The sequence below is a fragment of the uncultured Streptococcus sp. genome (assembly GCF_901875575.1).
Lineage (GTDB): Bacteria > Bacillota > Bacilli > Lactobacillales > Streptococcaceae > Streptococcus.
Map to the genome: position 1 here is coordinate 19363 of NZ_CABFMF010000011.1, position 12444 is coordinate 31806.

Genomic DNA, 12444 nt, shown 5'->3' on the forward strand with positions numbered 1-12444 from the left:
TTATAAGGAGTATAGATTTGTATATCATACTCCTTTATCTATTTGTAAAAAGGTGAACTATGGATAGAATGGACTTCACATACTATAATGATAATTTATATAAATTGGAAGAATTTGGTTTTAAAATTCATATTTCTGCTACTATAAAGAATTATACACAAGTATTTGATATAGTTAGTAAGTTGCTAGAACGAGAAAGAACTATGTATAAATGTTTGTCTGACTTTGATAAAATTTATAAAAATTTTTCAGAAAATGAATCATCTGCAGAATCAGGGAAGTTTATAACTATTTATCCAAAGAATAGAGATCACTGTATAGATTTACTTGAAAAGCTTTATCAAAAAATACCTTGTGATTTCCAAGGTATTTATATACTAAGTGATAGAAAATATAAAAATTCAAATAATATTTTCTACAGATTTGGATGTAATATTGTTAATGAAGCGCATTTAATTGACGGCTTACCTAGTATGTATGGACCAGATGGGGAAGTTTGGCAAGATTATCAAAAATCTTATTTTGACTTACCTAAATGGATTGAAGATATTCAAGAATCTCAAATATTTGAAGATACATACATGTCTAATAATTATGAAATAAATTCAATAATAAAATCTAGTAATGGCGGTAATATCTATTTAGCTAATTCAAAAAAATATAATAGGAAAGTTGTGATAAAGGAATGCCGTAATTTCGTTTTATCATATATAAATGTAGAAAAGAGGGAGTTTAGAGAAAGAGAGTGGGAGTTATCTAAGAAGCTAATCAAATATATTCCCAAATCGCTTGAAAATATTAATGAATGGACAAATGGATATTTTATTTATGAATTTATAGACGGCTACACATTAAAAGATTTTGTAGATGATTATAACTTATATTCTTATTCTAGTAGTGACATTATTAAAAATTACTCCAATTTTCTTACTTTATTAAGAATTTTTGAAAAAATAATTGAAGTGGTTGAATATTTTCATAAAGAAAATATTGTGTTGAATGATATTCATTCAGATAATATTCTGATTACAGAAATGTTAGATTTGTATTTTATTGACTTAGAAAACTCATATCAATCATCTGAATCTCCGACAGTAGGTATTTATAATGACATTTGTTTAAAAAAATGGAATTGTATAGAAGGTAAAAAAGCAGATTGTTATAAAGTTGCAAACTTGATGTTATTTTTACTGGGGAGATTACACTTGAGAGAAGAAGAAGCTTTAAAAACTAATAAAGTAAAAGAATTACTTCTTCAAAAAGGAATAGTAACGAACATAGATATTCTAATAAATTATCTATTTAGTGATAATCCAGATATACATACTGCTAAAAAAATATTTTCAAATATATATGCAGAGAGACAGAAAGAAACAAAAATTACGTCCTCAAGTACGGCATTTATACCACTAAGTGACGAAGAATTTCTGAATTTATTAGAGTCAAGATTTGATTTTACAGAAAGTATAGATATAACCTCTGATGAATCGTTGGATATATTTGATAGTTTTAATACTTATGGTTTAAATGGTTTATCGGGATTTTTAATTTTTTTACATAAAATTTCTTTCAGCAGATATACTATAAGTAGAGGTATTGAGATTGTATTATCTAATCTGTTAGACATAGGTGGTAGAAAATTTTTGAAAAATTCTACCACAACAGTTTCTCCTTATTTGTTAGATGGAACATCTGGGGTCATAAGAATGTTGTTATATATTGATCCATTTAAATACAAAGATATTATTTTGGATCTGAGTTCGAGTATATTGGTTGAGTATGCTCAGTTTTCTGGATATTGGATGGGAATGGATGGGTTAGCAGATACTCTGTTAGCAGTTAACAAATATTTTCCTAATAATGAATTTATTGTAGTAGCAAAAGAATTATTAATAACTAGTTCTATTCTAAAGGACGTGGGGTTAAATACAGAAAATCTTATTCCTAGAGTGAAGATTGATAGTTTACTGGATTGCCAAGGAGGTCTGTTATGAAACTATTCTTAAGACATCATTTATTTAGAATACTGACCTTATCGAGGTTTTTAAGCTCAAGTGGAGCTTATATTTATAATCTGGTATTTATCGTTTATGCTGCGAGTCTACCCTTTAAAAATATAGCAGTATTTATGGCGAATATGATTACGATTTTACCTTTCCTATTTACTTTTTATGTTGGGATTAAGGCTGATCATACTCGGAATAAAGCAAGGACAATTATCTGGGTTGGTTGTGTGCAAAGTCTGCTATTTCTTTTGATTGCTAGTGTGATTCATGATCAGAATTTCGTAACGTTTGCTTTTATCTGTATGATTAATATCTGTTCGGATATTTTATCAGATTACACAGCAGGCCTTCGTATGCCGATTATCCAGCATAATATTTCAGAAGATAAGCTCTATGAAGCTTATTCCTTTACTCAGTTTGTTTCCTATTTATCAAATCTAGGAGGTCAAGCCTTAGGAGTGTGGTTACTCACAACAAGCCACCAAAATTTTTCTTTTGTTGCAATTGTGAATGCTGGCTTCTTTTTACTATCTTCTCTTATTTTGTTCAAAAATAGAAGAGAATTGACGTATTTGTCTGTAAGTGTAGAGGATAAGTCGATTAGTTTACTTCAACAAGTTAAGGCAATCTATGCGGACATGGATAATATATTTAGACAGAGAGAAAGTAAATCTTTGTTTAAAATTATTCTTGTTATTTTAGTAATGAATACTTTGGGAGGAGCTGTTGGAGGTATTTATCACTTTTACTTATTAAACCATACTATCTATCATCTCAGCTATGCTCAAGCTCTATTTTTAATTGAATGTGTCAGCTTGGGAGGAGCTATTCTTGGTAGCCTAACTCCCCATGATTATTTTGGAAAATTGTCGTTTTCAAGTTTGCTATCGCTCAATGCAATTCTGTTTGTCTTACTTGCTACTGCTAATATTTTAGAGTTCACTCCTCTAGTAGGTGTTGCCTGCTTAGCTTTTGTCATGTATTTGATGTCGAAATCAATGCCTAAATTAGATACTCTGTTACTGTCTAACTTGAGCGCGGATGTATTAGCTAGAAGTAATAATCTTTTGAGTATGATTTTTTCTTTAACATTACCCGTGGGGATGTCTGTATTTTCCTTCCTAGCTTTACAAGATATCAGGCTTTGTTGGTGGGTATTTTTGGTAGTGAGTGTGATAGGGTTGATTTTATCATTAGAAAAAAGAAGTTTTTCGGGTAAAAAAGTTTAACCTAGGAAAATCAGGCTTACTAGAAGGTCTTCCAGATTTGATCCGTGTGACGACTGTGACCTTGATTTCCCTTGTTGGGGAAACAGCTATGGCTGGTGCAGTTGGAGCTGGTGGTATCGGTAACGTAGCCATTGCCTATGGATTTAACCGCTACAATCACGATGTGACCATCTTGGCAACCATCATTATCATTTTGATTATCTTTACAATCCAATTCTTGGGAGATTTCTTGACTAAGAAATTGAGTCATAAATAAAAAAGAGCCGTGTGGCTCTTTTTTAGTAATCAGATTTTCTGTGCAAATTTTTTACTCAAGGCTTGTCCAATCAAGGCACCCACTAGGGCTCCGATGACAATACTTGCGATAAATAGAAGGACAGTTCCAGGATTTGGTGCGACCATGATACGGTCGATATATTCTTGCGATTTTCCTCTTGCTAGAAGGGTAGCCATATAGGCTTTAGGCGCAATCCACATAAGTAAGATTGGTCCTGTTGAGCTAAAGGAGAAAATAACGAAAGAAAGGAAATTCTTTGTTTGGTCCTTGTATTTTCCTAAATGAGCTACTCCATCTGCTAGGAGACCACAGATAATTCCAGGAAGGAAGGCACCAGCACCGTGTTTAGATCCCAAGAAAAAGAGGGCCATGACAAGGCCGATAGTGGTAATGGCTCCAAAGCGCGGAACTTTTGCGACTAGGATCATATAGACGCTACCGCCGACAAGGGCAGTAAAAGCAGGCGCATAAAACATATTTCCAGTTTGGTCAAGGGGATTGCCCAAAAGGACACCAATTCCCATGCAGAGGAAGTAAAGAACTGCAAAAAGCAGTGTAGTTAAGATAGATTTTTTCATGAATTGTCTCCTGATAATTTTTTCACAATTCTCATTTTACCACGGTTTGGTGGGATTGTAAATGGGAAGAAAGTGTTATTGTTTGCTTGCCAAACTAAATTTTTTATAGATTTATTAATAGTAGATGATTAGATCGTTTTATTGTAAGGCTTAAGCAAATTCAATCTTTGCAGAGTTACTAAACAAACAACGCATAAAGACTACCAGTGATTTTACTTTCAACGAGTGACAGTGTTGAAGATAATTGTTATGCTGTTGACTACAGTAATGTTGGATATTTTTATAAAGTCTTTCGGAGATTGTGCGAAAAATCTCCCAAAGCCTACCAAAAACAGATAGAAACAACATTATAAGATTTGTATTCCCATATAAATGATGCTATAATATTATTAATAATATCAGGAGGTTCTATTATGAAAAAGAAACCGATTTACCTTTGGGTCTTGCTAATTTTATCAGCTCTCTTTTCAGCTTCGTCACTGTATGGAATGTTGAGTCCATTACCTAGCAAAGAAGCCTTTCGTGCGGCTCACCCACAAGCTGGAGGTATCAATGCTCAGCAATTAGAAGATACCATTAATTATAGCTATAAAGTGGCAGAATCTTCTCACTCAATTTTTAACAGTGTCTTGATTGTTCTTTCATCTATTTTAGTTGTAGTAGCTATTGTTCTCCTAGTTCGTAAGAACTTGCAATATGCAAACTATGCTTATGTTGGCTATGTTTTGTTAGCCATTATTGGTTCGATTTATAGTTATGTGAGTTTACAAGATGCTGTACAGTTAGTTCGAGATGATACTATGCGTTTGGGAATCAGTGTTGGTAGCAAAGCGGTAAGTATTTTCTATATCGTCATCAATGTTCTTTTCCTAGCTTTGGTCTTTTATAAGATGTGGCGTCAGCAAAAAGCTTTGTTGGAAGAAGAGGAAGAAGTCGCTTAAGAGTTGACAAAAAATAACTATCAAGTTACAATCTTGGTAGTTATTTTTCGATTATCAAATGAAATGATGGAGGTACATATGAAGACAATTTCTTTAGTTTATATCAGTCTGAGCGGTAATACTGAGAGTTTTGTGACGCGCTTGAAAGATTATCTCTTGTCTCAGTACGAGGGGATTGAAGTTCAAAAGATTCATATCAAAGATTTGGTCAAAGAAGGCCAAGATTTCTATGAGATGGATCATCCCTATGTCACTTTTTTGCCGACCTACCTAGAAGGTGGAAATGGCGTGGACAACGGAGATGTTGAGATTTTGACGACACCCGTTGGGGATTTTATCGCCTATGGTGACAATGCTAGTAAGTGCTTTGGGGTCGTAGGTTCAGGGAACCGTAACTTTAATAACCAATATTGCCTGACAGCCAAGCAATATAGTGAGCGTTTTGGTTTTCCTGTATTGGCAGACTTTGAAATGCGAGGTATGCTGGAAGATATCAAACATGTCGCAGCTATCATTGCAAACTTATATGAATTAGAAAGTTAAGCTAGGGCTTGACTTTTTATTTTTCTGGAGACTTTAGAAAATGTTTACTGCTTACTTTCTATGCTCTAAGAGTTGATTGATATGATTTACTTTTCTAGCTTCTCTTTTATAGAGAATAGTCCAAATAATGAGGTAGACAATCGCAAACTCAAGAATGAGCTGGAGGTAGAAATTCCAGTGGAAGGGGAACCAACCTGCCAGAGTTGCTAGTGGGACAAAGCCAGCCAGCATGAGGAAGAAATGGGAAAGCGTCGCACGGAGCAAGCTCCAGTCACGGCTGAATAATCGCTTGCCAAAGTTGAAGAGAATGCCGATGGCTGCCCAGATAAGAGTGCAGTAGAGCAAGATCAGGGCACCGTGAACTTGATGTTGAGCCATTACTTGGCCGACGAGAGATTCAGGGCTAAGTGGAGCGTAGGTATTTGGTGCATAAATGAGTGAAAAGATGATAGAGAGGATGAGGCCGATGAGGACACCAGTAGCTGCGTCGTGGAAGATTTGTTTTTTCATAGTTCTAATTTCTCCTTGATGGTTTTTAGGTAACGGCGTGAAGAGTAGGTGAAGCTTTCGTTTTTCAAGAAAATTTCTACTAGGCCGTTGGGGGTGAGCTTGAGATGAGAGATAGAGTCGATATTGACGATTTCAGATTGGGAAATTTGTATAAAAGTGGTCGGTAGAATTTCAAGTACCTGATAGAGTCGCAAATCAATGCTGTAGGTCTGACTCGCGGTTTCTGCTAGAACCTTCCGATTCTCGATATAGAAGCGTTGTATCTTACCAATTTTAACTAGATAGACCTGATCATCAATCTTTCCTTTGATTGTTTCTTTTTGGTCAAGATTTTCTGCGAACTCGATGACTTTCTGGACTTTATCTGTCGGCTGAGGTGCTTGAACAATCAGCTTTTCCTCTTCGTAAGTTTCACTAATCTGTAGTTCTACTTTCATAAATTTCTCTCCTTTTTAGTTATACAAGGTTGTGATCACTTCCTGTATATCTTTATTAAACACTATTTTCCAGACCCTTGCAAGGGACTTTGTCTATGTGGAGGGATTTGATTCCTATGTGGTGCTTGCTTTTCTGTCCTATCTGAAATATGGTATAATAGCACTAATCAATTTCTAGGAAAATAGATACAGAAAGGGGCTGAAAGATGTCTCATATTATTGAATTACCAGAGGTACTGGCAAACCAGATTGCGGCTGGAGAGGTTATCGAGCGTCCAGCTAGCGTTGTTAAGGAGTTGGTAGAAAATGCCATTGATGCTGGCTCTAGTCAGATTATCATTGAGATTGAGGAGTCTGGTCTCAAGAAGATTCAAATCACAGATAATGGTCACGGAATTGCCCACGATGAGGTAGAGCTGGCTCTGCGTCGTCATGCGACCAGTAAGATAAAAAATCAAGCAGACCTCTTTCGAATTCGCACGCTTGGTTTTCGTGGTGAAGCCCTACCTTCTATAGCGTCTGTTAGTGTTTTAACTCTGTTGACTGCGGTGGATGGCGCAAGTCACGGGACCAAGCTAGTCGCGCGTGGTGGAGAAGTTGAAGAAGTCATTCCAGCTACTAGTCCTGTGGGAACCAAGGTTTGTGTGGAGAATCTCTTTTTCAACACGCCTGCCCGCCTCAAGTATATGAAGAGTCAGCAAGCGGAGCTGTCTCATATCATTGATATTGTCAACCGTCTGGGCTTGGCCCATCCTGAAATTTCTTTCAGCTTGATTAGTGATGGCAAGGAAATGACGCGGACAGCTGGGACTGGTCAACTGCGACAAGCAATCGCAGGAATTTATGGTTTGGCGAGTGCCAAGAAGATGATTGAAATTGAGAATTCTGACCTAGATTTCGAAATTTCAGGTTTTGTGTCCTTGCCTGAGTTAACTCGGGCCAATCGCAATTATATCAGTCTCTTCATCAATGGTCGTTATATCAAGAACTTTTTACTCAATCGTGCTATTCTTGACGGTTATGGCAGTAAGCTCATGGTGGGGCGTTTTCCACTGGCTGTCATTCATATCCATATTGACCCTTATCTAGCGGATGTCAATGTGCATCCAACCAAGCAAGAGGTGCGGATTTCTAAGGAAAAAGAACTTATGACCCTGGTTTCAGAAGCTATTTCAAATAGTCTCAAGGAGCAAACTTTGATCCCAGATGCCTTGGAAAATCTTGCTAAATCTACCGTGCGCAATCGTCAAAAGGTGGAGCAGACCATTCTCCCTCTCAAAGAAAATACTCTCTACTATGAAAAAACAGAGCCGATAAGACCTAGTCAAGCTGAGGTGGCTGATTATCAGGTAGAATTGACTGGTGAAGGACAGGATTTAACTTTATTTGCCAAGGAAACCTTGGAGCAGCTGACCAAGCCAGCAAAACTGCATTTTGCAGAAAGAAAGCCTGCTAATTATGACCAACTAGACCATCCAGAGTTAGACCTTGCGAGTCTTGATAAGGCCTATGACAAACTGGAGCGAGAAGAATCGTCAAGCTTCCCAGAGTTGGAATTTTTCGGGCAAATGCATGGAACCTATCTCTTTGCTCAAGGGCGAGATGGGCTCTACATCATAGACCAACATGCGGCTCAGGAACGAGTCAAGTACGAGGAGTATCGTGAGAGCATTGGCAATGTTGATCAGAGCCAGCAGCAACTATTAGTGCCCTATATATTTGAATTTCCTGCGGATGATGCCCTCCGTCTCAAGGAAAGGATGGCACTTTTGGAGGAAGTGGGCGTCTTTCTAGCAGAGTACGGGGAAAATCAATTTATCCTACGTGAACATCCTATTTGGATGGCAGAGGAGGAGATTGAGTCAGGCATCTATGAAATGTGTGATATGCTACTCTTGACCAAGGAAGTTTCTATCAAGAAATACCGAGCAGAGCTGGCTATTATGATGTCCTGCAAGCGGTCGATTAAGGCCAACCATCGTATTGATGATCATTCAGCTAGACAACTCCTCTATCAGCTCTCTCAATGTGATAATCCCTATAACTGTCCCCACGGACGTCCTGTTTTGGTGCATTTTACTAAGTCGGATATGGAAAAGATGTTCCGACGTATTCAGGAAAATCACACCAGTCTCCGTGAGTTGGGGAAATATTAAATTAAAAGGAAAACTATGTACGAATATTTAAAAGGAATCATTACCAAAATCACTGCTAAATACATTGTCCTTGAAACCAATGGTATCGGTTATATCCTGCATGTGGCCAATCCCTATGCCTACTCAGGTCAGGTTAATCAGGAAGCTCAGATTTATGTGCATCAGGTCGTGCGTGAGGACGCCCATCTACTTTATGGTTTTCGTTCAGAAGATGAGAAAAAGCTCTTTCTCAGTCTGATTTCGGTATCTGGGATTGGTCCTGTGTCAGCTCTCGCTATTATCGCTGCTGATGATAATGCTGGCTTGGTTCAAGCCATTGAAACCAAGAACATCACCTACTTGACTAAGTTCCCTAAAATTGGCAAGAAAACAGCCCAGCAGATGGTGTTGGACTTGGAAGGCAAGGTAGTAGTTGCAGGAGATGATCTTCCTGCCAAGGTGGCAGTGCAAGCTAGCGCTGAAAACCAAGAACTGGAAGAAGCTATGGAAGCCATGCTGGCTCTGGGCTACAAGACGACCGAACTCAAGAAAATCAAGAAATTCTTTGAAGGAACGACAGATACAGCTGAGAACTATATCAAGTCGGCCCTTAAAATGTTGGTCAAATAGGAGTAGAACATGACAAAACGTTGTTCGTGGGTCAAGATGACCAATCCGCTCTACATTGCCTATCATGATGAGGAGTGGGGTCAGCCCCTCCATGATGACCAAGCATTGTTTGAGTTATTGTGTATGGAAACCTATCAGGCAGGCCTATCTTGGGAAACGGTGCTCAACAAACGTCAAGCTTTCCGAGAAGCCTTTCATGGCTATCAAATTCAAGCAGTCGCAGAGATGACCGACACCGAATTGGGAAACTTGCTGGATAATCCAGCCATCATCCGAAATAGAGCCAAGATTTTTGCTACACGCGCTAATGCCCAAGTCTTTCTACGACTACAGGTAGAGTACGGCTCTTTTGATGCCTATCTTTGGTCTTTTGTTGAGAGAAAAACTATCGTGAACGATGTTCCCGATTACCGCCAAGCCCCAGCTAAAACACCCTTATCTGAGAGATTAGCCAAAGATCTCAAAAAACGAGGCTTCAAGTTCACAGGCCCAGTCGCTGTCTTGTCTTTTCTACAAGCTGCAGGCCTAGTTGATGACCACGAGAACGATTGTGAGTGGAAAGGTCTTAAATGATGTCTAACAAAAATAAGGGAATTCTAATTTTTTCGATACTATATACAGTTCTATTTGAGTTTGATGGCGTTAAATTACTGGCTTCTTTGATGCCATCTGCCATTGCGAATTATCTAGTCTATGTAGTACTAGCTCTATATGGTTCTTTCTTGTTCAAGGATAGATTGTTCAAACAATGGAATGAGATTAGAAAGACTAAAAGGAAATTCTTCTTTGGCGTCTTAACAGGATGGCTCTTTCTCTTTCTGATGAATGTTGTCTTTGAATTGGTATCAGAGATGTTGAAGCAGTTTTTTGAGCTAGTCGGACAAGGTCTAAACCAGTCGAATATTCAAAGCACTTTTCAAGAGCAACCAATACTGATAGCTGTTTTTGCTTGTGTTATTGGACCTTTGGTAGAAGAATTAATTTTTCGTCAAACTCTATTGAGATATTTGAGAAAAAGTCTGCCAACTTGGCTGAGTATCTTTATAGCCGGCCTTGCTTTTGCCTTAACTCATATGCACAGCTTGGATCTATCCGAGTGGGTCGGTGCAGTCGGTTATCTAGGTGCTGGCCTTGCCTTTTCAATTATTTATGTGAAAGAAAAGGAGAATATCTACTATCCTCTACTTATTCACATGTTAAGCAACAGTCTCTCCTTAATCATTTTAGCTATCAGTAGTATGTGATGAAAATATCAGTAATGATACTGAGAAAAAGCTGAGAAATTCTTCCCAGCTTTATTTGTTATAGTCAAAGCAAATGATTTGCTCCTGTGCATCTACATGAGCATGGACTCCGAAGGGGACAATTGCTCTTGGAGTTGCGTGGCCGACATTTAGATTATAGATAATCGGGATATTGCTGTCAATGATATCCAATAGTGCCTTTTTATAGTCGTCATAGAAAGTTTCATCCATAGGTTTTCCGACCAAGACTCCATTGATGACCTCGAATATGCCAGTGTCCTTTAAAGTCCGCAACATCTTTTTGAAGTCTTCTGGTTCAGGCTTTTCTTCGCTTGTCTCTAGCAAGAGGATCTTTCCTTCCCAGTCGGATAAGTCAGGGAAGAGTTTGTATTTTTGGCATAGCTCCGTGCTATCTGCGTATCGAGAGTTGTCAAAGATATCGTAGAGGGATTCGAGGCAACCACCGAGGATTTTTCCCTCAAACTGTGCATTTCCTTGCAACAAGTCAAAACCAGTATTTGTATGACTGATACGAGGTGTTCCCAGAGCCTTGGGACTAAAATCAGTTCGTTCCTCATACCAAACATTGCTAGGGCGGATTTCTGAGATTCTTCCAGTCTCAATCAATTCTTTAAAGTAGTGAAGGCTATAGGCTAACATTTCTTTGTCTAATTCACAAATGTCTGCTAAGAAGGATTGACCATAAAAAGTCTTGATTCCTAGTTTATGCAACATGAGATGGTTCATGGTTGTATCCGAGAAGCCAAGAAAAATTTTTTGTTTGATAACCTTTTGGAGTTGGTCATTTTCAAAAAGATAAGGTAGTAAGCGATAGGTGTCGTCTCCACCGATGGCGCATAGGATCATGTCGATACTATCATCAGAAAAGGCATGAATCAAATCCTCTGCACGAGCTTCAGGATGGTCCTTGATAAAGTCTAATCCATTTAGCGAATGGGGTAAAAAGATAGGATTGAGTCCCAGGTTCTTGAGACGTTGGATACCCAAGTCCACTTCATGTTTGACAAAGTCCTCTCCGATAATGCCACTAGATAAACTAACAATACCAATAGTAGAAATCATGTTTTATCCTCCTAGAAATAGATTGAGCCTATTTTATCACAAAAGATTAGATAGAGCTATGTGGGATGTCAGAAGAATACTTTAAAATCAAAAAAGTAAGTGAAAAAGCAACCGCTCGATGTGGTTGCTTTTGTTATTCTTTTTAATAGCGTGATGGTCCTGCACTTGCGCTACGGATATTGAAGCGTTTCTTGAGATAGAAGCGAAGGGCTAGGAGAGCTGCACCGATAACTGCTAACTGCAATGGTGCAAGGACTGGGTTAAGGCTAGCTGGTAGGAAGCTTGTTGCAAAGAAGACAAGCAACCAAAGGAACATACAAGCTAGGATAACGAGGACTGATTTCCAGAAAGGTGGACGTTGACTGCGATCCATATCTGGCCCGTAGTACTGGTATACAAAATAGTACATCAAGTAAAAGGCAAATCCACCAACAAGCCCAACTAACAAGAGAGTGATAAATCCATAGCCAATAGTTTGGTCTGCTGAGAAGAAGGTTGTGAGGGCGCTGACGAGAGCAAAGAGGCTAGTAATGAAAAGGGCTGAGTCCATAATCATCAGTTTTGGATCATCATTTTCTTTTGGATGCTCTTTTTCGTACTGTTCTTTGACTGTAAAGCTATGAGCCCAGTGGGTGGGTGCGCCGTAGAGGGAACGTGCAGTCGTACCTTTTGCTTGTTCTTCAAGGATTTGGGGAATGATTTCCTCAAATATTGCCTTGATTTCAGCGTCTGTTTTCCCATCTTTGATAAATTGTTGGGTAGCGATATGGATAAATTCTTGGTTTTTCTTGGTTAATTTTTGTAAGTCAATCTGAGACATAAGTATTCCTC

At 38.2% G+C, this 12444-nt stretch carries 13 protein-coding genes and 2 pseudogenes; 10 read left to right on the forward strand and 5 right to left on the reverse strand.

The window, feature by feature from the left end:
• Positions 1 to 59 precede the first annotated feature (59 nt).
• From QZ114_RS02600 to QZ114_RS02610, 3 genes and pseudogenes are all read left to right on the forward strand, one after another.
• Entirely contained in the window at positions 60 to 1994 is a 1935-nt protein-coding gene (locus QZ114_RS02600) for a kinase (protein WP_295499466.1), read from the forward strand.
• The gene (locus QZ114_RS02605) at positions 1991 to 3235 is read left to right on the forward strand and encodes a transporter (protein WP_295499468.1); all 1245 of its coding nucleotides are present in this window, start codon (positions 1991 to 1993) and stop codon (positions 3233 to 3235) included. The genes QZ114_RS02600 and QZ114_RS02605 overlap by 4 nt, the downstream gene beginning before the upstream one ends.
• 22 nt (positions 3236 to 3257) lie before the next feature.
• Positions 3258 to 3491 (forward strand): annotated as a pseudogene (locus QZ114_RS02610) (ABC transporter permease); the annotation flags it as partial.
• Positions 3492 to 3520: 29 nt separating this feature from the next.
• On the opposite strand, the gene QZ114_RS02615 reads toward QZ114_RS02610, so the two are convergent.
• Entirely contained in the window at positions 3521 to 4090 is a 570-nt protein-coding gene (locus tag QZ114_RS02615; protein ID WP_295499470.1) for an MptD family putative ECF transporter S component, read from the reverse strand.
• A gap of 157 nt (positions 4091 to 4247) precedes the next feature.
• Between QZ114_RS02615 and QZ114_RS02620 the strand changes: the two are divergent.
• From QZ114_RS02620 to nrdI, 3 genes and pseudogenes are all read left to right on the forward strand, one after another.
• Positions 4248 to 4443 (forward strand): annotated as a pseudogene (locus QZ114_RS02620) (helix-turn-helix domain-containing protein); the annotation flags it as partial.
• Positions 4444 to 4503: 60 nt separating this feature from the next.
• Positions 4504 to 5031, forward strand: a complete 528-nt coding sequence (locus tag QZ114_RS02625) for an ABC transporter permease (RefSeq protein WP_295499473.1) — start codon at positions 4504 to 4506, stop codon at positions 5029 to 5031.
• Between the two features lie 78 nt (positions 5032 to 5109).
• Positions 5110 to 5574 (forward strand): class Ib ribonucleoside-diphosphate reductase assembly flavoprotein NrdI, encoded by a 465-nt coding sequence (nrdI, locus tag QZ114_RS02630; RefSeq protein ID WP_295499475.1) that lies wholly within the window; start codon positions 5110 to 5112, stop codon positions 5572 to 5574.
• Between the two features lie 51 nt (positions 5575 to 5625).
• Here nrdI and QZ114_RS02635 read toward each other — a convergent pair whose 3' ends face one another.
• The gene (locus tag QZ114_RS02635; protein ID WP_295499477.1) at positions 5626 to 6084 is read right to left on the reverse strand and encodes a DUF3021 domain-containing protein; all 459 of its coding nucleotides are present in this window, start codon (positions 6082 to 6084) and stop codon (positions 5626 to 5628) included.
• Positions 6081 to 6521, reverse strand: coding sequence for a LytTR family DNA-binding domain-containing protein (locus QZ114_RS02640; protein WP_295499479.1), 441 nt, complete (start codon positions 6519 to 6521; stop codon positions 6081 to 6083). Before QZ114_RS02640 ends, QZ114_RS02635 begins: the two co-directional genes overlap by 4 nt.
• A gap of 206 nt (positions 6522 to 6727) precedes the next feature.
• On the opposite strand from QZ114_RS02640, the gene mutL reads away from it, so the two are divergent.
• The 4 genes from mutL to QZ114_RS02660 are packed head-to-tail and all read left to right on the forward strand — an operon-like array spanning position 6728 to position 10530.
• The gene (gene mutL, locus QZ114_RS02645; protein ID WP_295499481.1) at positions 6728 to 8677 is read left to right on the forward strand and encodes a DNA mismatch repair endonuclease MutL; all 1950 of its coding nucleotides are present in this window, start codon (positions 6728 to 6730) and stop codon (positions 8675 to 8677) included.
• A 15-nt stretch (positions 8678 to 8692) separates the two neighbouring features.
• Positions 8693 to 9286 carry a Holliday junction branch migration protein RuvA gene (ruvA, locus tag QZ114_RS02650; RefSeq protein ID WP_049543119.1) on the forward strand — a complete coding sequence of 198 codons (594 nt, stop codon included), beginning with the start codon at positions 8693 to 8695 and terminating at the stop codon, positions 9284 to 9286.
• Between the two features lie 9 nt (positions 9287 to 9295).
• Entirely contained in the window at positions 9296 to 9859 is a 564-nt protein-coding gene (locus QZ114_RS02655; RefSeq protein ID WP_295499484.1) for a DNA-3-methyladenine glycosylase I, read from the forward strand.
• Positions 9856 to 10530: a CPBP family intramembrane glutamic endopeptidase gene (locus tag QZ114_RS02660; RefSeq protein WP_295499486.1), complete on the forward strand. Its 675-nt coding sequence runs from the start codon at positions 9856 to 9858 to the stop codon at positions 10528 to 10530. The genes QZ114_RS02655 and QZ114_RS02660 overlap by 4 nt, the downstream gene beginning before the upstream one ends.
• 51 nt (positions 10531 to 10581) lie before the next feature.
• Here the strand turns inward: QZ114_RS02660 and QZ114_RS02665 are convergent, their stop codons facing one another.
• Both QZ114_RS02665 and QZ114_RS02670 read right to left on the reverse strand, forming a co-directional pair.
• The gene (locus QZ114_RS02665) at positions 10582 to 11613 is read right to left on the reverse strand and encodes a S66 peptidase family protein (RefSeq protein WP_295499488.1); all 1032 of its coding nucleotides are present in this window, start codon (positions 11611 to 11613) and stop codon (positions 10582 to 10584) included.
• A 142-nt stretch (positions 11614 to 11755) separates the two neighbouring features.
• A complete protein-coding gene (locus tag QZ114_RS02670) occupies positions 11756 to 12433 on the reverse strand; it encodes a DUF1129 domain-containing protein (RefSeq protein WP_295499490.1) in 678 nt (225 codons plus the stop codon).
• Between the last annotated feature and the right edge of the window lie 11 nt (positions 12434 to 12444).